Origin of the sequence: Prosthecomicrobium pneumaticum (assembly GCF_014199915.1) — a bacterium.
Taxonomy (GTDB): domain Bacteria; phylum Pseudomonadota; class Alphaproteobacteria; order Rhizobiales; family Kaistiaceae; genus Prosthecomicrobium; species Prosthecomicrobium pneumaticum.
Map to the genome: position 1 here is coordinate 136,099 of NZ_JACHOO010000008.1, position 21,635 is coordinate 157,733.

Sequence of the window (21,635 nt, forward strand, 5' to 3'; positions counted from 1 at the left end):
CCTAGCGCTCCATGGCGAGCCGGGCGCCGAGCGCGACGAGCACCGAGCCGCCGAGATAGCGCACCGCCCGCATCGCCCGGCCGGACCGCCGCAGCCGGCCGGTGATCGTCGAGGCGGCGAAGACGGTGACGATGTCGGCGAAGGAGAAGGTCAGGTTGACGACGACGCCGAGGATCAGGAACTGCGCCCAGACCGGCAGGCCGGCGGCAGGGTCGACGAACTGCGGCAGGAAAGCGACGAAGAACAGCGCCGCCTTCGGATTGAGCAACTCGACGAGCACGCTCTCGACGAAGGCGCGCCGCGCCGATTTCACCGCGACCTGCGGCGCCGCGGCGCCCTCCGCCTTGCTGCGGATCATCTGCACGCCCATCCAGCAGAGATAGACGGCGCCGGCGAGCTTCAGCGCCAGATAGGCCTCCGGCACATGGGTCAACACCGCCGAGAGGCCGAGCGTGGCGGCGAGCACATGTGCATAGCAGCCGGTGTGGATGCCGAGCACCGCCATCAGACCGGCACGGCGACCGCGGGCGAGCGTCTGCGCCGCCGTATAGAGGAGCGCCGGGCCGGGGAAGAAGGCGAAGAGGAGGGTCGCCGCCGCGAAGGCGGCGAGCAGTTCGAGCGAGGGCATCGGTCAGGCGACCTTCTCGACATAGACGCGGATACGGCCGCCGCAGGAGAGGCCGACCCGCCACGCCGTCTCGTCGGCGACGCCGAACTCGAGCATGCGCGGCCGGCCCTCGCCGATCACCTCGATCGCCTCGCCGACCACCGCGCCCTCGACGCAGCCGCCGGACACCGAGCCCTCGAAATTCCCCTCGCCATCGATCACCAGATGGCTGCCGACCGGCCGCGGTGCCGAGCCCCAGGTCTCGACGACGGTCGCGAGCGCGACCCCTCGCCCGGCCCGCGCCCAGCCTTCCGCCGTGGCGAGCACATCATGGTCGATGACCGCAGTGGTGGCGTCGCTCATCGCTTCCTCCGGATTGCGGCCAATGATGAGCCGGTTTCCGGCCGTGGGCAACACGCCTCATCCGGCCTCCGCCGGATGGAGATCGAGCGCCCAGGTCTGGCCGACGAGATCCTTGCCGAAGGAATGATGCGGCGCCTCCTCGACGAGCCGGAAGCCGGCCGTCTGGTAGAGGCGGCGGGCGGCGACGAGCACGTCGTTCGTCCACAGGACGAGGCGGCGATAGCCGAGCTCGGTGGCGCGGGCAATGCAGCGCTCGACGAGACGCCGGCCGACGCCGAGGCCGCGCGCCGAGGGCTCGACATAGAGGAGCCGCAGCTTCGCCTCGCCCGGCCGGTCGCCATGGACGAGGAAGACGGAGCCGACGATCGCGCCGCCGCGCGTCGCCACCCACGCATCGTCGCGGGCCGGATCGAATGTCTCGACGAAGCGGCCGAGGATCGTCGAGACGAGCCCCTCATAGGTCCAGTCCCAGCCATATTCGCGGGTATAGAGCACCGCCTGGCGGTGCGTGATCCAGCCGAGATCGCCCGGCTCGAGGCCGCGGAGCGCGACCTGCTTCTCCGCATCCTCGCCGAGGGCAGTCCTGATCGCGGCCATCGCCTCGACCATGCGCGCCTGCGCCGCGCCGTCGACGGGGGCGAGCAGGGTCTCGAGCTGCGCCCGCGTGCCGGACTCGAGCCGGGCGAAGGTGGCGCGGCCGGCTTGCGTCAGCGAGAGCGGCTTCTGCCGGCCGTGGTCCGGGCTGACGCGGCTTTCGACGAGGCCGCGGGCGCGGAGCCGGCCGGCGATGCGGCTCAGATGCGCCTTGTCCATGCCGAGCCGGCGGCCGAGCGCGGCAGCGGTCTGCTCACCGGCCGTCGCGAGCTCATAGACGACGCGCGCCTCGGCGAGGGTGAGGTCGCTCGCCGGCAGACGGGGGCGCAGGAGCCCGATCTCGCGGGTGTAGAAGCGGTTGAAGCTGCGGACTTCCTCGACCGTGTCCATCGGCGCCCCCGTTCATGTTGTCGGTGACAACATTAGACCCGGCCGAGATCGAAGAGAAGAGCCGCGTCAGGGCACGAGAACGGCGGCGCCCTGGAAGCGGCCGGCGCGCAGATCGGCGAGCGCTTCGTTTGCCGCGGCGAGCGGATAGGTGTGGGTCGTCGTCCGCACCCCGGCCCGGGGCGCAAGCGCGAGGAACTCGGAGGCGTCGGCCCGCGTCAGATTGGCGACCGACAGCACCTGCCGCTCCTCCCAGAGCAGCCGATAGGGAAACGGCGGAATGTCGCTCATGTGAATGCCGCCGCACACCACGCGGCCGCCCTTCGCGACCGCGGCGAGCGCCGCCGGCACCAGCGCCCCGACCGGCGCGAAGAGGATCGCCGCGTCGAGCGGCTCGGGCGGCTTCTCCTCCGACGCCCCGGCCCAGCGGGCACCGAGGGAGAGCGCCATCGCCTGCGCCGCCGTGTCGCCGGCGCGGGTGAAAGCATAGACCTCGCGCCCCTCGAAGCGGCAGACCTGCGCGATGATGTGGGCCGCGGCGCCGAAGCCGTAGAGCCCGATCCGCGCCGCCGGCCCCGCCATCTTGAGCGAGCGCCAGCCGATCAGCCCGGCGCACATCAGAGGCGCGGCAGCGACCGGATCGTCGAAGCCGTCGAGCGGGAAGGAGAAGGCTGCGTCGGCGACGACATGGGTGGCGAAGCCGCCGTCGCGCGTATAGCCGGTGAAGAGCGGATCGTCGCAGAGGTTCTCCCGGCCGCTGCCGCAATAGGCGCAGTGGCCGCAGGCATGACCGAGCCAGGGCACGCCGACCCGCGTGCCGACCGCCGGCAGCGCGACGCCCGGACCGACCGCATCGACGATGCCGACGATCTCGTGCCCCGGCACGACCGGCAGCTTGGGGTTCGGCAGTTCGCCGTCGACGACATGGAGATCGGTGCGGCAGACGGCGCAGGCCTCGACCCGCACGCGGATCTCGCCCGGTCCGGGCTGCGGCTCGGGCCGTTCCTCGGCGACGAGCGGCGCGCCGATCGCCCGCAGCACCATCGCCCTCATGCCGGCCCCCTCATGCCTGCCGCCTCACGCCGCCGCCTCGCGGAAGCGGCGCGGATCGGCTCGGCGCCCATCGCCCGACAGGGCGGTGACGAGATCGGCCACGGCGTCGAGATTGTGCACGGCGCGGAACTCGTCGACATGCGGCAGCAGCGCCCGGATGCCGCGTGCCTTCGCCTCGAAGCCGTCGAAGCGCAGCAGCGGATTGAGCCAGATCAGCCGGCGGCAGGAGCGGTGCAGCCGGTCTGCCTCGCGCGCCAGTTCCTCGCCGCCCTCGCGCTCCAGCCCGTCGGTGACGAGGAGCACGATCGCCCCCTCGCCGAGCACGCGGCGCGACCAGTCGCGGTTGAAGGCGGCGAGCGCGGCGGCGATGCGCGTGCCGCCCGACCAGTCGGCGACAGCGCCGGAGCAGGCGGCGAGCGCGGCGTCGGGATCCTTCATACGGAGCGAGCGGGTGACATTGGTGAGCCGCGTGCCGAACAGGAAGACGTGCACGCGCCGCCGGGCCGACAGGGCGTGCAGGAAATGCAGGAGCACCCGGCTGTAGCGGCTCATCGAGCCGGAGATGTCGACAAGCGCGACGATCGGCGGATGCCGCTCGCGACGCTGCCGGAATTTCGGCAGGACGAGCCGGCCACCGCTCCGCATCGCGGCGCGCAGTGTCCGGCGCGCGTCGATCCGGCCGCGCGGCGCGGCGGTGAAGCGGCGGGTCGGCACGGTGTCGAGCGGCATGGCGAGCCGGGCGAGCCGGCGTTCGGCGGCGGCGAGCTCCTCGGCCGTCATCTGCGCGAAATCGCGCGTCTTCAGCACCTCCTCGCCCGACACCGTCAGACGCGCGTCGAGCTCGACCTCCTCGACGGGCGGACGCTCGCGGTTCTGCTCGGCGAACAGCGCCTGCGCGACACGCGATGCCGCGGCGCGCGGCGGCTCTTTCGGCCGTTTCGTCGCCGCGGGCGACAGCATGGCGAGCATCTTCTCGACGAGCTGCCGGCTGCGCCAGAACAGGCGGAACGCCTCGTCGAACACCGCCCGCTCCTCGCGCTTCTTCACGAGCACGGCGTGCAGCGTCCAGTAGAAATCGTCGCGCGAGGCGATGCCGGAAACCTCGACGGCGCGGATCGCCTCGACGATCGCCGCCGGCCCGACCGGCAGCCCGGCCCGCCGCAGCACCCGGCCGAACTGCACGATGTTCTCGTCGAGCCGCCCGCCCGAGCCCTGCGCGCTGTCGTTCATCGCCCGCTCACGCCGCCGCGCCGAGGCCGGCGCGCGTCTCCTCGATCAGCCGCTTGACGGCGCTCGCCTCGATCTTGGCGATGTCGTCCTGATATTTGAGGAGCACGCCGAGCGTATCCGACACCACGGTCGGATCGAGCGCCACCTGGTCGAGTTCGGCGAGCGCCGTCGCCCAGTCGAGCGTTTCGGCGACGCCGGGGTTCTTGAACAGCTCCATCCGCCGCAGCCGCTGCACGAAGCCGACAACCTCCGCCGACAGCCGCGCGCCGGCGCCCGGCACCTTCTGGTGAACGATCGCGAGCTCGCGCGCCGCATCGGGATAATCGACCCAGTGATAGAGGCAGCGGCGCTTCAGCGCGTCATGGATCTCGCGCGTCCGGTTGGTGGTGACGACGACGATCGGCGCGGCCGCAGCGCGGATCGTGCCGAGTTCCGGCACGGTCACCTGATGGTCGGCGAGCACTTCGAGCAGATAGGCCTCGAAGGCCTCGTCGGCCCGGTCGAGCTCGTCGATCAGCAGCACCGGCGGACCGGCGGTGTCGGGCTCGAGCGCCTGCAGGAGCGGCCGGCGGATCAGGAAGCGATCGGAGAAGACGTCCTCGACGAGCGTCGCCCGGTCGACGGAACCGGTCGCCTCGGCGGCGCGGATCTCGACCATCTGCGCCGCATAGTTCCATTCATAGACGGCCGAGCCGACGTCGAGCCCCTCATAGCACTGCAGCCGGATCAGCTTGCGGCCGAGGCCGGCGGCGAGCACCTTGGCGATCTCGGTCTTGCCGACGCCCGCCTCGCCCTCGAGGAAAAGCGGCCGCTCGAGCCGGAGCGCCAGGAACAGCACGGTCGCGAGCGACCGGTCCGGCACATAGCCGCCCGCCTCGAGGAGCGCGAGCGTGGCGTCGATCGATTGCGGCAGGGCGATCATGGCATGTCCTTCGGAGGCGGCGGGCTTCCGGCCGGGCCGGACGCACCGCATTATAGAGATGCCGCACCGCCCGCAAAGAGCGCGAAGGCGCTTCGGCGGGCGGGAAAGATGGCGGTCGGTCATGCCTGCCGCGGCGACGGCTTGGCGCGGCGGCCGTTTCGGCGCAGGCTCCGCAGACAAAGGCCAGCGCGAGGAGGAATGGCATGGGCGAGCGGCTCGCCGCGATCGGCTTCGACGCCGACGACACGCTGTGGCAGAACGAGCGCTATTACCGGCTCACCGAGGCACGCTTCGGCGAGCTTCTCGCCGACCACGCCGCCGCCGAGATGACGAGCGCCCGCCTGCTCGAGGCGGAGCGCCGCAACCTCGCGCTCTACGGCTTCGGCATCAAGGGTTTCACGCTCTCGATGATCGAGACGGCGATCGAGATCACCGAGGGCCGGGTGCCCGCCGAGGTGATCGGCCGCATCCTCGATTTCGGCCGCGAGCTGCTCGCCCATCCGATCGAGCCGCTGCCGGATGCCGAGACCGTGCTCGAACGGCTCGCCGGCAGCCACCGTCTGGTGCTCGTCACCAAGGGCGACCTCTTCGACCAGGAGCGGAAGCTCGCCCAGTCGGGCCTCGGCGGCTATTTCCACGCCATCGAGATCGTCAGCGACAAGACCGAGGCAACCTACCGCACCGTCTTCTCGCGCCACGGCGCCGGGCCGGAGCGGGCGCTGATGATCGGCAACTCGCTGCGCTCCGACGTCCTCCCGGCGCTCGCCGCCGGCGCCTTCGCAGCCCATGTGCCGCACGAGCTGACCTTCGCGCTCGAACACGCCGAGCCGCCGGAGAACGCCGCGCGCTTTCACCGTCTCGACCGGCTCGCCGAAGCGGTCGACCTCGTCCGGGCGATCGAGGCCGGAGAGGCGGCGGCGCCCGAAGGCTGAGCAGGGCCAGCCGCCGCGGCCGGCCGGTCTATTGCGGGCGGTCGAGCGTCATGACCCGTTCGGCGCGCTGCACGCCTACAGCCGGGTGGTCACGGCGATGTAGCGGCCGTCGGGGCCTTCGAAACCGTAGACGAGCATCATCACGAGGGTGACGAGCACGGGCCGGCCGGAGCGGGGATAATAGGCGACGACGTCGGAGATCCGGTATTCGGTCGGGAAGCCACGGCTCTGCGGGATTTCGCTGTCCTCGTGCAGCAGCCGCTCGCCGGCATTGCTCGACAGGGTGAGCCGGAAGCCCTTGATCTCCTGGCCCTCCGGCGCGTCGGCCACGGCGAGGGGGTATTCCTCGATCGCCAGCTCGAGCGGCTGGTCGATCGGCGGCACGGCGGGCCGTGGCACGAAGCGCAGATGGTGCGGATCGCTCGACAGCTCCGTCACCGGGCTCGAGGCGACGAGCCGCCCGCCGGGGACGATGCCGGTCAGGATGGCGGACGCCTTCTCCTCGGCCGCCTTGCGCGCCTCGGCGACGGTCGCCCCGTCCTGATCGAGCTGCACCCGGACCGGCGAGCCGGGGATCCATGCATCGGCGTGCGTGTCGATCACGAAGACGCTCGCATAGGGGAAACCCGAACCGTCCTGGACGCCGAACTCCTCGAAGGCGAAGCGGCTGCCGTCGGGCGAGAAGCCGAGGAAGGCGCGGTCGGCGATATCGCCGGCCCGCGCCGGCCATGCGGCGAGGAGGGCGAGCACCGCCGCCGAAAGAACCGCACGCATCCTGTCCTCCTTCATCGGAGCGCGGGGGTCAGGCCGCCGCGTTCCGGATCGCCTCGATGGCGGAGACATAGGTCGCCGGGCCGCCCTTGAACACCGCCGAGCCGGCGACGAGCGCATCGGCGCCGGCGCGGATCAGCGGCGCGGCCGTCTCCGCGGTCACCCCGCCATCGACCTCGATCAGCACGTCGCGCGCCCCGATCATCGCCTTCACCCGTGACACCTTGTCGACGGCCTCCGGAATGAAGGCCTGGCCGCCGAAGCCGGGATTGACACTCATCACGAGCACGAGGTCGACGAGGTCGAGCGCGTAGCCGATCGCCGCTTCCGGCGTCGCCGGGTTGAGCGCGACGCCGGCGCGCAGCCCGAGCGCCCGGATCGCCTGCAGCGTGCGATGGAGATGCGGACCGGCTTCGGCGTGGACGGTGATACGGTCGGCGCCGGCGGCGGCGAAGGCCGGCAGATAGGGATCGACCGGCGCGATCATCAGATGGACGTCGAACAGCTTCGCCGTCGCCGGCCGCAGCGCCTTCACGATGTCGGCGCCGAACGAGATGTTGGGGACGAAATGGCCGTCCATCACGTCGAGATGGATCCAGTCGGCGCCGGCTGCGTCGATGGCGCGCACCTCCTCGCCGAGCCGGCTGAAATCCGCAGCAAGGATCGAGGGGGCGATGATCGTCATGGCGTTCCCGATGCGAGGCTCGGGCGCCCCTAGCACGCGCCCGCGGAGGAGGCAATTGCCTCGACCGGCCGGGATCGGCACACTCCGCCGCCGGAGGCCCCCTTTGTCCGCGATTCCCGAAGCCCGGCGCTATGACGCCATCGTCCTCGGCGCCGGAATCGTCGGCGTCTCGGCGGCCTATCATCTGTTCCGGCGGCACAGGAGCGTGCTGCTCGTCGACCGCGCCGAGCCGGGCGAGGCGACCTCCTACGGCAATTCCGGCGTCGTCGAGCGGGAGGGCTTCCATCCGATCGTCTTCCCGCGCCGGCTCGGGGCGCTGATGCGCTATGCCCGCAATGACGAGCCGGCGCTGCATTATCATCTCGGCCATTTGCCGGCCGTGTCGGGCTTTCTCTGGAAGCTGCGCGCCCAATCGGCGCCCGCCCGCCTCGCCGAATATGGCGAGGCGATGAACCCGATCCTGTCGCACGCCGCCGCCGAGCACGGCCAGATGGCCGCGAAGGCCCGCGCCGTCGAGTATTTCCGCGGCACGGGCTGGCTGCGCGGCTGGCGCTCGCGCGAGGCCTTCGCGACCGAGGCGGCGCCGCTGATCGCCGCCTGCGAGCGCTACGGCGTCAAATATGAGGTGCTCGACGGCCACGACGTGACCGATCTCGAGCCCGACCTCGCCCCGGTGTTCGCCCGCGCGCTCTTCCTGCCCGAGACGGTGTCGGTATCGAGCCCGGGCGGCGTCACAAAATCCTATGCGCGCCTCTTCGAGGCGATGGGCGGCGCGTTCGCGCACGGCGACGCGCTCACCCTGCGGCACGAACGCGAGCTGTGGCGGGTCGAACTCGCCGACGGTGCGGCGACCGCCCCCGACGTGATCGTCGCGCTCGGCCCGTGGTCGATGGACCTGTTGCGGCCGCTCGGCTACCGCTTTCCCTTCGCGGTCAAGCGCGGCTACCACCAGCATTTCCGCGCCCGCGGCGATGCCGCGCTCGCCCGCCCGGTGGTCGACATGGCGCACGGCTATGTGCTGACGCCGATGCGCCAGGGTTACCGCATCACCACGGGCATAGAATTCGCCCGCCGCGACGCGCCGCCGACGCCGGTGCAGATCGCCCGGGTCGTGCCGCAGGCCCGCGCGCTCTTCCCGCTCGGCGAGCCGGTCGAGCCGGAACCCTGGATGGGCGCCCGCCCCTGCCTGCCCGATTCGCTGCCGATCGTCGGGCCGGCGCCGCGCCATCCGGGCCTGTGGCTCGATTTCGGCCACGGCCATCTCGGCTTCACGCTCGGGCCGGCGACCGGACGGTTGCTCGCCGAGCTGATCACCCGCGAAATGCCCTTCGTCGACCCCGCCCCTTTTTCCGCGGTCCGGTTCTGAAAGCCGGGCGGCCGCGGCTATCCTCCGTCGAGCGCCGCCTTGACGGCGAGCAGATCGCGCCAGGCGAGGCGCTTCTGCAGCGGCTGGCGGAGCAGATAGGCGGGGTGGAGCGTCGCCACCGCACGAATGGTCCGCCGGCCGGTCGGAAAATCGAACCAGCGCCCCCGCAGGCTCAATATGCCTTCCCGGACGCCGAGGATCTCCTTCGCCGCCGCGTCGCCGAGGCAGACGAGGACATCGGGATCGACGAGCTCGATCTGCCGCTCGAGGAAGGGCTTGCAGAGCGTCGTCTCTTCGGGCGTCGGCTTGCGGTTGGCGGGAGGCCGCCAAGGCACGACATTGGCGATGTAGACCGCCTCGCGCGACAGGCCGATCGCCGCGAGCATCCGTTCGAGCAGCCGGCCGGACGGCCCGACGAAGGGCAGGCCCTGCAGGTCCTCCTCGCGGCCCGGCGCCTCGCCGACCAGCATGAGCCGCGCGCCCGGCGCACCGTCGCCGAAGACCAGCCGGTTCGCCGTCTTCGAAAGGCCGCAGCCCTCGAAGGCTTCGAGCGCCGCCCGAAGCGCGGAAAGCGTCGGCGCGGAGCGGGCGAGCGCCCGCACGGTCTCGACATCCACCGCTGCGGTCGCTGCCGCTTCCAAGGTCCGCGGCGGGATGGCCGGCGCGGGTGCCGTCGGGACCGGCGGCGGCACGGCGACGGGAACGGCCGCCGCGGCCGCGAAGCGGTCGACCGCCTCCTCCTCGATCGCCGCGTCGACGCCCATCGCCTGATACCAGGCGATGAGGGCGGCGAGCGCCTCGCGGGTCGGCGGTTCGGGGGTCATCTCAGGCGGTTGCCGCGGCTTGTTGAGAAACGGTCTTGAAAGCGAGGGGTCGAATGTAACAGATGAGCCGGCGCGGCGCGAACGGGGGGCGAGGCGGAGGCGGCATGAGCGGGACCGAACGCGAGGCGATGGAATGCGACGTGGTGATCGTCGGTGCCGGCCCGGCGGGCCTCGCCGCGGCGATCCGGCTCAAGCAGCGTGCGCCCGACCTCTCCGTCGTGGTGCTGGAGAAAGGGGCCGAAGTCGGCGCCCACATCCTCTCCGGCGCGGTGATCGACCCCTCCGCGCTCGACCGGCTGCTGCCGGAGTGGCGGCGCGAGGAGACCCCGATCCGGACGAGGGTGACGGAGGACCATTTCCTCTATCTCGGGCCCGCCGGGGCGGTGCGGCTGCCGAATGTCCTGATGCCGCCCTTGATGTCGAACCACGGCAATTACATCGTCTCGCTCGGCAAGGTCTGCCGCTGGCTGGCCGAGAAGGCGGAGGCGCTCGGCGTCGAGATATATCCCGGCTTCGCCGCAGCCGAACTGCTCTTCGAGGGCGACCGTGTCGCCGGCGTCGCGACCGGCGACATGGGCGTGCGGCGCGACGGAAGCCCGGGCGCGAACTTCACGCCCGGCATGGAGCTTCGGGCGCGGCTCACTTTGCTCGCGGAAGGGGCGCGCGGCTCGCTGTCGAAGCAGGCGATCGCCCGCTACCGCCTGTCGGAAGGCCGCTCGCCGCAGAAATTCGGCATCGGCCTCAAGGAGCTCTGGCGCGTCGCCCCCGCGAAGCACCGGCCGGGCCTCGTGCAGCACTCCTTCGGCTGGCCGCTCGGCGCGTCGACCGGCGGCGGCTCCTTCCTCTACCACCTCGAGGACGGCCAGGTCGTTGTCGGCTTCGTCGTCCATCTCGACTACCGCAACCCGCATCTCTCGCCCTTCGAGGAGTTCCAGCGCTTCAAGACCCATCCGGCGATCGCCCCGGTGTTCGAGGGCGGCACGCGGCTCTCCTATGGCGCGCGCGCGATCACCGAGGGCGGCTGGCAGTCCGTGCCGCGGCTCGATTTTCCGGGCGGCGCGCTCGTCGGCTGCGCGGCCGGCTTCGTCAACGTGCCGCGCATCAAGGGCAGCCACAACGCGATGCAGTCCGGCATCGAGGCGGCGGATGCCGCGGTCGAGGCGCTCGCCGGCGCGGCGCCGCCGAGCCTCTCCGCCTATGAGGCCGGATGGCGCTCCGGGCCGATCGGCCGCGACCTCGCGCCGGTGCGCAACGTCAAGCCGCTATGGTCGCGGCTCGGCACGCTCCTCGGCATCCCGCTCGGCGGCGCCGCGATGTGGCTCGAGACGCTCGGCCTGCGGCTCGGCACGCTCGCTCACAGGAAGACCGACGCCGCGGCGACCGAACCGGCCGACCGCCACAAGGCGCCCGCCTACCCGAAGCCGGACGGCGTGCTCACCTTCGACCGACTGTCCTCGGTGTTCATCTCGAACACCGCGCACGAGGAGGACCAGCCGGTCCATCTGAAGGTCGCCGATCCGGACTTGCAGCGCCGCTCCGAGCTCGGCGTCTATGGCGGACCGTCCGCCCGCTATTGCCCGGCCGGCGTCTATGAATGGCTCGAGACGCCCGAGGGACCGCGCTATCAGATCAACGCGGCGAACTGCGTCCACTGCAAGACCTGCGACATCAAGGATCCGAACGGCAACATCACCTGGGTGCCGCCCGAAGGCGGCGGCGGGCCGAACTATCCGGGCATGTGACCGGCCGCCCGACCGGCCCGGGAGGGCGGCGGCGGCTCACTTTGTCGCGAGCCGTCGCGGCCGGCCCTCGACGGGGACGATCGCGGCGCCCACTTGCCGGCGATGCACAGACCGATCAGCCGCCGCGCCCTCCTCGCAGCCCCCGCCCTTCTGGCCCTGCCGGCGATCGCGCGGGCGCAAGAACCGGCGGACCTCGACGCCGTGCTCGACCGCGCCGCGGCGCTCGGCCCCCTCGAAACCGTGCTCGTCGCGAAGGATGGCGCGCGGCTCGCCGAGCGCGGCTATCGCGGCCACCGGCCCGGCGACCCGACCAACATCAAATCGGCCTCGAAATCGATCGTCTCGGCGCTGGTCGGCATCGCGATCGACAAGGGCGTGCTGGACGGCACCGAGCAGCCGATCGCGCCGCTCCTCGCCGCCGACCTGCCGGAGGACCCCGATCCGCTTCTCGCCACCGTGACCATCGGCCATCTCCTGTCGATGCAGGCCGGCCTCGCCCGCACGTCCGGCCCGAATTACGGCCGCTGGGTGGCGAGCCGCAACTGGGTGCGTGCCGCGCTCGCGCAGCCCTTCGTCGATGCGCCCGGCGGCGGCATGCTCTATTCGACCGGCTCGACCCACCTCCTCTCGGCGATCCTGACGCGGACGGCCGGCCGCTCGACGCTCGCGCTCGCCCGCGACTGGCTCGGGGCCCTCGAAGGGTTTTCCATCGCGAGCTGGGACCGCGACCCGCAGGGCATCTATTTCGGCGGCAACCAGATGGCGATGAGCCCGCGCGCGCTCGCCGCCTTCGGCGAGCTCTATCGGCGCGGCGGCACGACGGAAGCGGGCGTCCGGCTGGTGTCCGAAGCCTGGATCGCGCAATCCTGGACGCCGCGCACCCGCTCCGTCTTCAACGGCGACGGCTATGGCTATGGCTGGTTCCTCACCGAGCTCGGCGGCACGCCGGTGCGCTATGCCTGGGGCTTCGGCGGACAGATGCTCTATATCGCGCCGGAGCGCGGCCTCGTCGTCACCATGACCTCCTCGACCGACGACCCTTCGGCCCGCACCGGCCACCGCGACGCGCTGCACGCCCTGTTCGCCGCGATCGCCGAGGCGACCGCCTGAGCGGCCCCTCCCCCGCTTCGCGCGCGGGAGGGTCCGGGTCGGCTCGCTCGGGTCAGCGCTCGCTGTCGAGCGTCGCCATGCCGTGCGCGTTGTAGCGGTCGCCGGCCGCCGCATCCTTCGGCACCGCCGCCTCGATGGCGGCCATGTCCTCGGCCGTGAGCACGATGTCGAGCGCGCCGAGCGCCTCGGCGAGGCGCGGCCGGGTGCGTGCGCCGACGAGCGGCACGATGTCGGCCCCTTGTGCCGCCACCCAGGCGATGGCGAGTTGCGCCGTCGTCACCCCCTTCTCCGCCGCGAGCCGGCCGAGCGCCTCGGCGAGGGCGAGGTTCCTGTCGAGATTCTCGCCCTGGAAGCGCGGGCTGTGATCGCGGAAATCGCCGCCCGCGCCGCCGCGCGCCTTCGACCAGTGGCCCGAGATCAGCCCGCGCGACAGCACGCCATAGGCCGTGACGCCGACGCCGAGATCGCGCAGCCGCGGCAGGATGCGGTCCTCGAGCCCGCGCGAGACGAGCGAATATTCGATCTGCAGGTCGACGATCGGCGCCACCGCGGCGGCGCGGGCGACCGTCTCGGCCGACACCTCGGAGAGGCCGACATGGCGCACATAGCCGGCCGCCACCATCTCGGCGATCGCCCCCACCGTCTCCTCGATCGGCACGTCCGGGTCGAGCCGCGCCGGGCGGTAGATGTCGACATAATCCGTGCCGAGCTTCTGCAGCGTCTGCGCGAGCGCGTTCTTGACATGGCCCGGGCGCGCGTCGAACCCCGCCCAGCCGCCGGCGGGATCGCGCAGCGCGCCGAACTTCACCGACAGCACGACCTCGTCGCGGCGCCGGCCGGCGAGCGCCTCGCGGATCAGCAGTTCATTGTGGCCCGCGCCGTAGAAATCGCCGGTGTCGATGAGGTCGATGCCGGCGTCGAGCGCGGCATGGATCGTGGCGATCGATTCCGCCCGGTCGGACGGCCCGTACATGCCCGACATGCCCATCGCGCCGAGGCCGATCGCCGAGACCTCCGGTCCGGTCTTCCCCAGTCTGCGTCGTTCCATGATCGTCTTCCTTCGCCTTGCGCGCCGGCCGGAGCCCCGAGAGACGCTCGGGGTCCGTGCCGCCGCCGATGACGTGGAAACTAGGCGCTCGCTCTGTTAGGATTAATCCCGATAATCCCGCATGGCTCATTCGGCCGAGGCGAACAATGCGTGTCGACGATCTCGACGGGCTGCAGCTCTTCGCCGTGGTGGCGCGGCATCTCAACTTCCGCCGCGCGGCGCATCAGCTCGGCCTCTCCGCACCGGCGCTGTCGGAGCGCATCCGCGCGCTCGAGGCCCGGCTCGGCGTCCGCCTCTTCAACCGGACGACGCGCAGCGTCGCGCTCACCGAGGCGGGCCGCGCATTGCTCGATGCCGTCGGCCCGGCGCTCGCGGCGATCGGCGATGCGGTCGCCGCGGTGGGCGCGCATTCCGCCGCGCCGAAGGGGACGCTCCGCATCAACGCGCCGCGCCCGGCGCTCGAACACCGGCTGATGCCCTATGTGCTCGGCTTCCTCGCCGAACAGCCGGAGATGCGCGTGGAAGTGGTCGCCGACGAATCCTTCGTCGACATCGTCGGCGCCGGCTTCGACGCCGGGGTGCGCTATGGCGAGCATCTCGACCAGGACATGATCGCCGTGCCGCTCGGCGGGCCGCAGCGTTTCCGCATCGTCGGCGCGCCGGCCTATTTCGCCGCCCATGGCCGGCCGCAGACGCCCGCCGATCTCGCCCGCCACCGCTGCTTCAACCACATCTTTCCGCGCGGCAACCTGGCGGCCTGGCTGCTCGAGCGCGACGGCCGCGCCGTGACGCTCGACCCGCGCGGCGGCCCCTTCGCGACGACGGAGCCCGCCGCCGCCCGCGCCGCCTGCCTCGCCGGCCTCGGCCTGTGGTTCACCTTCGAGGATTACGTCCTCGAAGACCTCGCCGCCGCCCGCCTCGAAACCACGCTCGACGCCTGGAGCGAACCGTTCCCGGGACCGTATCTCTATTATCCGGAACGCCGGCTGATGCCGGCGGGGTTGAGGGCGTTTGTCGATTTTGTGAGGGGGTGAATAGACGCTACTCACCGTCCTCGTCGTGGTCTGTAGAAATCAGCCGAATAACTGAAACACGGCTAAGTTGCCAACGTTCACCCACCCGCTCCAGATCGCCTGTCAAGATGACAGGCGCCTTCTTTTCGTGAGCTTGAACTGCAATCCTATAATTCTCCTGATCGAGAACGGCCTTCACGGATTGCGTTTTATCATTGACAATCGCTTTCAGGGTTACAATACCCTCCACTTCATCATGATCGCGCTTCAGCTTATGAACAGTTCCATAGAGAGTAACGTCTGGCTCAGGCACACGGAGGCGAAACGTCCTGCTGGCCTCTCTTAGAATTTCCGCATCGTTCTGTGAAAAGCGAACCTTGCGCTGAGGCTCGGGCACAGGTCGCGTTCGAGCCCACGCTACGCTGACATCAAGCCCCTGCGATAAATCAATCAGATCGGCAACGGCCTCGCAAAGGTTCGCACTCACTCCAGCGGCAACCGCTTCTTCAAATGCCAAAGGGTTTCCGGCGGCGGCCAGTTCCGCCGCATTCCGGGAGGCTTCCAGAGCGTTGACAAGCCGCCGGGTTACCTGCCGCTCAATGGGCTCCTCCTCGATCGGGGTCCACTCGGAATTAAAGGCCAGCTGAGTTTGGCCTAGTTTTGGAGGCACGGGAGAGAGTAAAGTCACAATAAAACTCCCATGCTCCGTCTGGCCCAGCTTTACCCTCCGCATGTACTCCGTTGCTTCTCGATTTGCGCCGGCCCTATAGAGCGGCTGAGGCGCTCGAACAGCGCACGCTGCTGCGAGCAGCATGTCACGGGCCCTCTCGATGAGCTTCACGCCAGTATCTAGCGGTAGGGAGCCATCATCATCCGCGCCCAAAGCACGCACTCTAATGATATCTCGGTCGGCCCCGACCAAGTCCCTATAGGTCGAAATTTCGTCCTTCTCTGTGTCCTCAGAAAATATATGTATCAGCCTAGAAACAATTGACGCATAATCTGCGAGCCGATCGGTTCTTGGAAGAATGATATCTGGCTTCAGATTCGCGCTATAGACATCGGCATGCATTCCGTAGGGCTCCGCCTTCTGCCACCCTTCGGCGCGAGCGAATGCGGCTAACGCCGCAGGCGATATGGCCCGCAGAGACTCTCCGTCTAGAATTTGTGCTTTCATATTGGCGTACCCACGCGGGCCAGATCCATCAATCGACGCAAACCCTCGATATCGAAGCGATTCTGATGGCTAATTGGAATGGTAACAGTTCCCGCGTTCTCCGTCTCGGGCGCACCGAGAAGGCTTGTCCAATAAGCGCACCGGCGGAGAATCAGTTCGGTTGGCGTAATGGTCAGCCACTGAACCTCATCGCGCGGGAGATCCAAGACGACCAAGATACGGGGCACTAAAGTCTGTTCTCGCAAAAAATCATAGTTCCGCCGCTTCAAAGCATACCGAAATACACCGCCATTCGGACGACCGAGGTTTATGGTTGCCTTCAGCTGGACATCCAAGGACGGACGCATTGGGGCGCCAGCCCGAATCTGGACATCGACACCATCTCTGTCGAAGTCCTGCTTCGCAACAACGTAGCCAGCAGCCGCCGCAACAGCGTCGACATAGATCCTAGAGAGCTGCTCCTCTCGATCTGTGGTCGTTATGAGCCTATCATTCATCGCCCCCTCCAGCGCGACGATTATGGAGAAGAAGGCAATCCCCGCGCAACATATGCTGTATCGGGACGCCGCCACACGTCGAGGTTACGTCCCGCCTTGACCACACACCCCTCAGCTCCGATACGCCCGGTCGACATAGAAGAGCGGCGGGGTGAGGCCGCCGACGCGGACGGCTTCCACACGGCCGAAGAAAACGGCATGGGAGCCCGCCTCGACGATCCGCTCGACCCGGCAGTCGAGGCTCGCGCGCGCCCGTTCGAGCGCCGGCGCGCCGGTCGCGAGGGTCAGCCAGGCGGCGGCGGAAAAGCGCTCGTCCATCGACGCGCCGCCCTTGCCGGCGAACAGATCGGCGAGCGCGGTGTCGGCCGCCGACAGCGTGTTGACGCAGAACACCGGATTGGCGGCGAAGACGGCGTGCGACCGGCTCGTCCGGTTGAGGCAGACGAGCACGAGCGGCGGCCGGTCGGACACCGAGGTGACCGCCGAGACGGTGACGCCGATCCGCCCGCCCGGGCCGGCGGTCGTCACGATGTGCACCGAGGCGCCGACCCGGCTCATCGCCTCGCGAAAGATGCCGGGATCGAGATCGGCGTCCTCCGCCTCATCGTTCGGAGCGCCGCCGCGGGCGTCTGTTCGGTTGTCGACCGGCAAGGCCTGCTTCTCTCCTCAGGCGGCCCGGCCGCGTCGGGGGAACGCGACCGGCGGCCGCGGCCGCGCAAGGGGACGCGACGCGGCCCCGCCGACCCCTAGATAGGCGCCGGCGGACCGGCGGGGAAGCGGCGATGCCGACGGCCCCGCCGGCCCCTCCGACTTTCGATGCTGTTGTTTTGTGCGTGGCGACTTGCTAAGCCAGAGGTTCAAACTAGGAGCCGAACAAAAAGCGGGCTCCGGGGTAAGCGGCGCAAAGCCACCGCTTCGTGGGGATCTTGAATGGAAATCTTTCTCCAGCAATTGATCAATGGGGTCACGCTGGGCTCGATCTATGGCCTGATCGCCATCGGCTACACGATGGTGTTCGGCATCATCGGCATGGTGAATTTCTCCCATGGCGATGTGTTCATGGTCTCGGCCTTCTTCGCGCTGATCTTCTTCCTCCTGTTCATGACGATCCTGGGGATCGGCACGCCGATCATCGCGCTTCTGCTGGCGATGATCCTCGCCATGGTGCTGACCGGCCTGCTCTCCTGGACCATCGAGCGGGTTGCCTACCGGCCCTTGCGCGGTTCGTTCCGGCTCGCCCCGCTGATCTCGGCGATCGGCATGTCGATCGTGCTGTCGAACTTCATCCAGGTGGCGCAGGGCCCGCGCAACAAGCCGGTCCCGCCGATGGTGAACGGCACGATCGACCTGATGGAGCGCGACGGCTTCGCGGTCACGGTCTCGTACAAGCAGATCATCATCGTGCTCGTCACCGCCGTGCTGCTCGCCGCCTTCTGGTATGTGGTGCAGAAGACGCCGCTCGGCCGGGCGCAGCGCGCCTGCGAGCAGGACCGCAAGATGGCGGCGCTGCTCGGCGTCAATGTCGACCGGACGATCTCGCTCACCTTCGTGATGGGCGCCTCGCTCGCCGCCGTCGCCGGCTCCATGTATCTGATGTATTACGGCGTCGTGCATTTCGCCGACGGCTTCGTTCCCGGCGTCAAGGCGTTCACGGCGGCGGTGCTCGGCGGCATCGGCTCGCTGCCCGGCGCTGTGCTCGGCGGCCTGCTGATCGGCCTCATCGAGACCTTCTGGTCGGGCTATTTCTCGATCGATTACAAGGATGTCGCGGCTTTCTCGATCCTCGCGATCGTGCTGATCTTCATGCCGCAGGGCATTCTCGGGCGACCCGAAGTCGAGAAGGTGTGAGATGAGCGCCCCCTCTCGTGCCACGGCCGGCTCCGACATCGGCGCCGCCGTCAAGGACGCTTTGCTCGCAGGCGTCATCGCCCTCGGCCTGTTCGGCCCGCTGGTCGGCCTCAGGACCGAGCAGAACATGCGCAACGAGGTCGTGCTCGAGCTGCATTGGGTGACGGTGGCGGTCATCGTCGGCATCGTCGTCGTCGGCCGCTTCCTGTTGCGCACCGTGATCTGGCCGGCGCTCGCCGACCGCAAGCTGCGCGACCGGCCGGCGGCCGGCGAGCCCGGCGCGCTGCGCCAGACGGTCGGCCGCTTCCTGCCGCCCGCCGGCCTCGTCTTCCTCATCGTCTATCCGGCCCTGATGCTGAGCCTCTTCGGCCTGCAGGGCTCGCTGAAATGGGTCGACAATTTCGGCATCCAGATCCTCATCTATGTGATGCTCGGCTGGGGCCTCAACATCGTCGTAGGCCTCGCCGGCCTGCTCGATCTCGGCTATGTCGCCTTCTATGCCGTGGGCGCCTATGCCTATGCGCTCCTCGCGACGCATTTCGGCCTGTCCTTCTGGCTGCTGCTGCCGCTCGCCGGAATTCTCGCTGCGCTCTGGGGCATCATTCTCGGCTTCCCGGTCCTGCGGCTCCGCGGCGACTATCTCGCCATCGTGACGCTCGCCTTCGGTGAGATCATCCGCCTCGTGCTCATCAATTTCCGCGAGCTGACCAATGGCTCCGCGGGCATCTCCTCGATCCCGAAGGTGACCCTGTTCGGCCTCTATTCCTTCGACGTCAGCGCGCCGAACAATTTCGCGAAGTCCTTCGGATTGCCGATGTCGGGCACGCACTACAAGATCTTCCTCTATTATCTGATCCTGGCGCTCGCTCTGTTGACCGCCTTCGTCACCATCCGGCTGCGGCGGCTGCCGATCGGCCGGGCCTGGGAGGCGCTCCGCGAGGATGAGATCGCCTGCCGCTCGCTCGGCATCAACACCACCATCACCAAGCTGACCGCCTTCGCGATCGGCGCCATGTTCGGCGGCTTCGCCGGCTCCTTCTTCGCCGCCCGCCAGGGCTTCGTCAGCCCCGAATCCTTCATCTTCATGGAATCGGCGATCATCGTGGCGATCGTCGTGCTCGGCGGCATGGGCTCCCTGATCGGCGTCGCCGTCGCCGCGGTGGCGATGATCGGCGGCTCGGAGATGCTGCGCGAGCTCACCTTCCTGAAGGCGGTGTTCGGCAACGACTTCAACCCCGATCAATTCCGCATGCTGATCTTCGGCCTCGCCATGGTCTCCATCATGATCTGGCGCCCGCGCGGCTTCGTCTCCGCCCGCCAGCCGACCGTCTTCCTCACCGAGCGCAGGGCGATCTCCGGCTCGCTCGTGAAGGAGGGGCACGGCTGATGGCTCACGCCCTCGCGACCGCCCCCGTGGGCGGCAGGACATGGCAGGCCGACCCCGTGCTCAGGGTCGACCACGTCTCGATGCGCTTCGGCGGCCTCGTCGCCGTGCGCGATCTCTCCTTCGAGGCGGGCCGCGGCGAGATCACCGCGCTGATCGGCCCGAACGGCGCCGGCAAGACCACGGTCTTCAACTGCATCACCGGCTTCTATAAGCCGACGCAGGGCATGCTGACGCTGACCCATGCCGACGGCGACCGCTACCTTCTCGAGCGCATGCCGGACTTCAAGATCTCGGCGAAGGCGAAGGTCGCGCGCACGTTCCAGAACATCCGCCTGTTCTCCGGCATGACGCTGCTCGAGAACCTCCTCGTCGCGCAGCACAACCGCCTGATGGCCGCCTCGGGCTGGTCGATCCTCGGCATTCTCGGCGTGCCGAGCTTTCACCAAGCCGAAAAGGCGGCGATCGATCGCGCCCGCTACTGGCTCGACAAGACCGGCCTCACCACCCGCGCCGACGACCCGGCCGGCGACCTGCCCTATGGCGCGCAGCGTCGGCTCGAGATCGCCCGCGCAATGTGTACCCAGCCCGAACTGCTCTGCCTCGACGAGCCGGCGGCCGGCCTCAATCCGCGGGAATCGGCGGAGCTGAACGCGCTGCTGCTGTCGATCCGGGAGACCGAGAAGACCTCGATCCTGCTGATCGAGCACGACATGTCGGTGGTGATGGAGATTTCGGATCACGTCGTGGTGCTCGAATATGGGGTGAAGATCTCGGATGGGGCACCGGCCGAGGTGAAGGCCGATCCGCGCGTCATCGCCGCTTATCTCGGCGTCGACGACGAAGAGGTCGGGAAGGTCGAGGAGACGCTCGACGAGATCGCCGAGGAGGCGCAGGCGTGAGCGCGACCATGGAAGGGCCGCTGCTGCAGGTGCGCGGCGTCAAGACCTATTACGGCAAGATCATCGCGCTGAAGGGCGTCGACGTCGACGTGAAGCGCGGCGAGATCGTCACCCTGATCGGGGCCAACGGCGCCGGCAAGTCGACGCTGATGATGACGATCTGTGGCAGCCCCCAGGCGCGCGAGGGCTCCATCACCTTCGAGGGCCGCGACATCACGCGCATGCCGACGCACGAGATCGCCCGGCTCAGGATCGCCCAGTCGCCCGAGGGGCGGCGCATCTTCCCGCGCATGACCGTACTCGAGAACCTGCAGATGGGCGCGGCGCTCGACAAGCTCGCCTATTTCGACCAGGACGTGGAACGGGTGTTCACCCTCTTCCCGCGGCTCAAGGAGCGCATCGGGCAGCGCGGCGGCACGCTGTCGGGCGGGGAGCAGCAGATGCTCGCCATCGCCCGGGCGCTCATGACGCGACCGAAGCTGCTGATGCTCGACGAGCCGTCGCTCGGCCTCGCGCCGCTGATCGTCAAGCAGATCTTCGAGGCGATCGACGAACTGAACCGGACCGAGGGATTGACGGTCTTTCTCGTCGAGCAGAATGCCTATCATGCGCTCCGCCTCGCCCATCGCGGCTATGTGATGGTGAACGGCTTGATCACGATGAGCGGCACGGGGCGGGAACTGCTCGAGAAGCCGGAGATCCGCGCGGCCTATCTCGAAGGGGGGCGGCACTGATGCAGGGCGTTCTCTACGAGGAGGCGTCGTTCGGCGTCTTCCTCTTCGTCACCCTCGTTCTCGGCGGTCTCGGTGCCTGGATGACCGGCCGGGCCTGCGCGCTGACGTGGAGGCCGCTCGGCTCGCTCCTCGTCTATCTCGTCATCCTCGCCTGCGCGGTGCGATTCATCCATTTCTCGCTGTTCGGCGGAACGTTGATCGCGCCGCAGTACTTCGTCGTCGACCTCGTCATCCTGCTCGTGATCGGCATCGCCGGCTATCGTTTCACGCGGACGAACCAGATGGTCGACCAGTATTATTGGCTCTACGAAAGATCCGGTCCGTTTTCCTGGCGCGATAAGCAGATCGTCGCCTGAGCGGAAGATGAGGCCGGGCGACACCATGCGAATCCGGATGACAGCCTCACAGAAATCGGCAAGATGCCGGACAAGGCGAGCCTGTCATCC

Annotated in this window: 22 protein-coding genes and 1 pseudogene; 10 read left to right on the forward strand and 13 right to left on the reverse strand. The window is 69.2% G+C overall.

Translation table 11 applies throughout. From position 1 onward, the window contains the following. Position 1: 1 nt before the first annotated feature. The 6 genes from GGQ63_RS17625 to GGQ63_RS17650 form a co-directional block, all read right to left on the reverse strand. On the reverse strand, positions 2-628 hold the full coding sequence (locus tag GGQ63_RS17625) for a LysE family translocator (RefSeq protein ID WP_183857920.1): 627 nt from the start codon (positions 626-628) through the stop codon (positions 2-4). A 3-nt stretch (positions 629-631) separates the two neighbouring features. After that, positions 632-970, reverse strand: a complete 339-nt coding sequence (locus GGQ63_RS17630; RefSeq protein ID WP_183857921.1) for an XdhC family protein — start codon at positions 968-970, stop codon at positions 632-634. 57 nt (positions 971-1,027) lie between these two features. Further along, complete coding sequence (locus GGQ63_RS17635) at positions 1,028-1,954, reverse strand: bifunctional helix-turn-helix transcriptional regulator/GNAT family N-acetyltransferase (protein WP_183857922.1); 927 nt, start codon at positions 1,952-1,954, stop codon at positions 1,028-1,030. Positions 1,955-2,020: 66 nt separating this feature from the next. Beyond that, positions 2,021-3,004 (reverse strand): zinc-dependent alcohol dehydrogenase family protein, encoded by a 984-nt coding sequence (locus GGQ63_RS17640; RefSeq protein ID WP_183857923.1) that lies wholly within the window; start codon positions 3,002-3,004, stop codon positions 2,021-2,023. Positions 3,005-3,028: 24 nt separating this feature from the next. Further along, entirely contained in the window at positions 3,029-4,234 is a 1,206-nt protein-coding gene (locus tag GGQ63_RS17645; protein WP_183857924.1) for a vWA domain-containing protein, read from the reverse strand. 7 nt (positions 4,235-4,241) lie between these two features. Continuing rightward, the gene (locus GGQ63_RS17650) at positions 4,242-5,156 is read right to left on the reverse strand and encodes an AAA family ATPase (protein WP_183857925.1); all 915 of its coding nucleotides are present in this window, start codon (positions 5,154-5,156) and stop codon (positions 4,242-4,244) included. Between the two features lie 203 nt (positions 5,157-5,359). Between GGQ63_RS17650 and GGQ63_RS17655 the strand changes: the two genes are divergently transcribed. Next, on the forward strand, positions 5,360-6,088 hold the full coding sequence (locus GGQ63_RS17655; RefSeq protein WP_183857926.1) for an HAD family hydrolase: 729 nt from the start codon (positions 5,360-5,362) through the stop codon (positions 6,086-6,088). Positions 6,089-6,163: 75 nt separating this feature from the next. Here the strand turns inward: GGQ63_RS17655 and GGQ63_RS17660 are convergent, their stop codons facing one another. Together GGQ63_RS17660 and rpe are read right to left on the reverse strand one after the other, a co-directional pair. Then, a complete protein-coding gene (locus tag GGQ63_RS17660; protein WP_210308563.1) occupies positions 6,164-6,862 on the reverse strand; it encodes a DUF2259 domain-containing protein in 699 nt (232 codons plus the stop codon). Positions 6,863-6,890: 28 nt separating this feature from the next. After that, entirely contained in the window at positions 6,891-7,544 is a 654-nt protein-coding gene (gene rpe / locus GGQ63_RS17665; RefSeq protein WP_183857928.1) for a ribulose-phosphate 3-epimerase, read from the reverse strand. Positions 7,545-7,647: 103 nt separating this feature from the next. Here rpe and GGQ63_RS17670 point away from each other — a divergent pair, with 103 nt between their 5' ends. Further along, entirely contained in the window at positions 7,648-8,910 is a 1,263-nt protein-coding gene (locus GGQ63_RS17670; RefSeq protein WP_246429852.1) for an NAD(P)/FAD-dependent oxidoreductase, read from the forward strand. Positions 8,911-8,927: 17 nt separating this feature from the next. Here the strand turns inward: GGQ63_RS17670 and GGQ63_RS17675 are convergent, their stop codons facing one another. Continuing rightward, positions 8,928-9,734: a uracil-DNA glycosylase gene (locus tag GGQ63_RS17675; protein WP_183857929.1), complete on the reverse strand. Its 807-nt coding sequence runs from the start codon at positions 9,732-9,734 to the stop codon at positions 8,928-8,930. 104 nt (positions 9,735-9,838) lie between these two features. On the opposite strand from GGQ63_RS17675, the gene GGQ63_RS17680 reads away from it, so the two are divergent. Beyond that, a complete protein-coding gene (locus GGQ63_RS17680; protein WP_183857930.1) occupies positions 9,839-11,476 on the forward strand; it encodes an electron transfer flavoprotein-ubiquinone oxidoreductase in 1,638 nt (545 codons plus the stop codon). A gap of 102 nt (positions 11,477-11,578) precedes the next feature. Then, the gene (locus GGQ63_RS17685; protein ID WP_183857931.1) at positions 11,579-12,586 is read left to right on the forward strand and encodes a serine hydrolase domain-containing protein; all 1,008 of its coding nucleotides are present in this window, start codon (positions 11,579-11,581) and stop codon (positions 12,584-12,586) included. Between the two features lie 52 nt (positions 12,587-12,638). Here GGQ63_RS17685 and GGQ63_RS17690 read toward each other — a convergent pair whose 3' ends face one another. Next, entirely contained in the window at positions 12,639-13,634 is a 996-nt protein-coding gene (locus tag GGQ63_RS17690; protein ID WP_183857932.1) for an aldo/keto reductase, read from the reverse strand. A gap of 146 nt (positions 13,635-13,780) precedes the next feature. Between GGQ63_RS17690 and GGQ63_RS17695 the strand changes: the two genes are divergently transcribed. After that, positions 13,781-14,668 carry a LysR family transcriptional regulator gene (locus GGQ63_RS17695; RefSeq protein ID WP_183857933.1) on the forward strand — a complete coding sequence of 296 codons (888 nt, stop codon included), beginning with the start codon at positions 13,781-13,783 and terminating at the stop codon, positions 14,666-14,668. Positions 14,669-14,675: 7 nt separating this feature from the next. Here GGQ63_RS17695 and GGQ63_RS17700 read toward each other — a convergent pair whose 3' ends face one another. From GGQ63_RS17700 to GGQ63_RS17710, 3 genes are all read right to left on the reverse strand, one after another. After that, complete coding sequence (locus tag GGQ63_RS17700) at positions 14,676-15,719, reverse strand: hypothetical protein (protein WP_210308564.1); 1,044 nt, start codon at positions 15,717-15,719, stop codon at positions 14,676-14,678. 101 nt (positions 15,720-15,820) lie between these two features. Continuing rightward, positions 15,821-16,321, reverse strand: coding sequence for a DUF4365 domain-containing protein (locus GGQ63_RS17705; protein ID WP_183857935.1), 501 nt, complete (start codon positions 16,319-16,321; stop codon positions 15,821-15,823). Between the two features lie 111 nt (positions 16,322-16,432). Then, positions 16,433-16,972 (reverse strand): flavin reductase, encoded by a 540-nt coding sequence (locus GGQ63_RS17710; protein ID WP_246429853.1) that lies wholly within the window; start codon positions 16,970-16,972, stop codon positions 16,433-16,435. Between the two features lie 279 nt (positions 16,973-17,251). On the opposite strand from GGQ63_RS17710, the gene GGQ63_RS17715 reads away from it, so the two are divergent. From GGQ63_RS17715 to GGQ63_RS17735, 5 genes and pseudogenes are all read left to right on the forward strand, one after another. Then, on the forward strand, positions 17,252-18,169 hold the full coding sequence (locus tag GGQ63_RS17715; RefSeq protein WP_183857936.1) for a branched-chain amino acid ABC transporter permease: 918 nt from the start codon (positions 17,252-17,254) through the stop codon (positions 18,167-18,169). A 1-nt stretch (position 18,170) separates the two neighbouring features. Further along, the gene (gene livM, locus GGQ63_RS17720) at positions 18,171-19,556 is read left to right on the forward strand and encodes a high-affinity branched-chain amino acid ABC transporter permease LivM (protein WP_183857937.1); all 1,386 of its coding nucleotides are present in this window, start codon (positions 18,171-18,173) and stop codon (positions 19,554-19,556) included. Beyond that, a pseudogene (locus GGQ63_RS17725) lies at positions 19,556-20,452 on the forward strand (ABC transporter ATP-binding protein); the annotation flags it as partial. The gene livM and the pseudogene GGQ63_RS17725, both read left to right, overlap by 1 nt. A gap of 11 nt (positions 20,453-20,463) precedes the next feature. After that, the gene (locus GGQ63_RS17730) at positions 20,464-21,189 is read left to right on the forward strand and encodes an ABC transporter ATP-binding protein (protein ID WP_183858004.1); all 726 of its coding nucleotides are present in this window, start codon (positions 20,464-20,466) and stop codon (positions 21,187-21,189) included. Beyond that, positions 21,189-21,545 carry a DUF6867 family protein gene (locus GGQ63_RS17735; RefSeq protein ID WP_183857939.1) on the forward strand — a complete coding sequence of 119 codons (357 nt, stop codon included), beginning with the start codon at positions 21,189-21,191 and terminating at the stop codon, positions 21,543-21,545. Before GGQ63_RS17730 ends, GGQ63_RS17735 begins: the two co-directional genes overlap by 1 nt. Positions 21,546-21,635: the final 90 nt, after the last annotated feature.

Excerpts from the sequence above, each read along its gene's own strand:
- GGQ63_RS17625 (WP_183857920.1), bottom strand. The coding sequence starts at position 628 with ATGCCCTCGCTCGAACTGCTCGCCGCCTTCGCGGCGGCGACCCTCCTC.
- GGQ63_RS17630 (WP_183857921.1), bottom strand. The coding sequence starts at position 970 with ATGAGCGACGCCACCACTGCGGTCATCGACCATGATGTGCTCGCCACG.
- GGQ63_RS17635 (WP_183857922.1), bottom strand. The coding sequence starts at position 1,954 with ATGGACACGGTCGAGGAAGTCCGCAGCTTCAACCGCTTCTACACCCGC.
- GGQ63_RS17640 (WP_183857923.1), bottom strand. The coding sequence starts at position 3,004 with ATGAGGGCGATGGTGCTGCGGGCGATCGGCGCGCCGCTCGTCGCCGAG.
- GGQ63_RS17645 (WP_183857924.1), bottom strand. The coding sequence starts at position 4,234 with ATGAACGACAGCGCGCAGGGCTCGGGCGGGCGGCTCGACGAGAACATC.
- GGQ63_RS17650 (WP_183857925.1), bottom strand. The coding sequence starts at position 5,156 with ATGATCGCCCTGCCGCAATCGATCGACGCCACGCTCGCGCTCCTCGAG.
- GGQ63_RS17655 (WP_183857926.1), top strand. The coding sequence starts at position 5,360 with ATGGGCGAGCGGCTCGCCGCGATCGGCTTCGACGCCGACGACACGCTG.
- GGQ63_RS17660 (WP_210308563.1), bottom strand. The coding sequence starts at position 6,862 with ATGCGTGCGGTTCTTTCGGCGGCGGTGCTCGCCCTCCTCGCCGCATGG.
- rpe (WP_183857928.1), bottom strand. The coding sequence starts at position 7,544 with ATGACGATCATCGCCCCCTCGATCCTTGCTGCGGATTTCAGCCGGCTC.
- GGQ63_RS17675 (WP_183857929.1), bottom strand. The coding sequence starts at position 9,734 with ATGACCCCCGAACCGCCGACCCGCGAGGCGCTCGCCGCCCTCATCGCC.
- GGQ63_RS17680 (WP_183857930.1), top strand. The coding sequence starts at position 9,839 with ATGAGCGGGACCGAACGCGAGGCGATGGAATGCGACGTGGTGATCGTC.
- GGQ63_RS17685 (WP_183857931.1), top strand. The coding sequence starts at position 11,579 with ATGCACAGACCGATCAGCCGCCGCGCCCTCCTCGCAGCCCCCGCCCTT.
- GGQ63_RS17690 (WP_183857932.1), bottom strand. The coding sequence starts at position 13,634 with ATGGAACGACGCAGACTGGGGAAGACCGGACCGGAGGTCTCGGCGATC.
- GGQ63_RS17695 (WP_183857933.1), top strand. The coding sequence starts at position 13,781 with ATGCGTGTCGACGATCTCGACGGGCTGCAGCTCTTCGCCGTGGTGGCG.
- GGQ63_RS17700 (WP_210308564.1), bottom strand. The coding sequence starts at position 15,719 with ATGCATGCCGATGTCTATAGCGCGAATCTGAAGCCAGATATCATTCTT.
- GGQ63_RS17705 (WP_183857935.1), bottom strand. The coding sequence starts at position 16,321 with ATGAATGATAGGCTCATAACGACCACAGATCGAGAGGAGCAGCTCTCT.
- GGQ63_RS17715 (WP_183857936.1), top strand. The coding sequence starts at position 17,252 with ATGGAAATCTTTCTCCAGCAATTGATCAATGGGGTCACGCTGGGCTCG.
- livM (WP_183857937.1), top strand. The coding sequence starts at position 18,171 with ATGAGCGCCCCCTCTCGTGCCACGGCCGGCTCCGACATCGGCGCCGCC.
- GGQ63_RS17730 (WP_183858004.1), top strand. The coding sequence starts at position 20,464 with ATGGAAGGGCCGCTGCTGCAGGTGCGCGGCGTCAAGACCTATTACGGC.
- GGQ63_RS17735 (WP_183857939.1), top strand. The coding sequence starts at position 21,189 with ATGCAGGGCGTTCTCTACGAGGAGGCGTCGTTCGGCGTCTTCCTCTTC.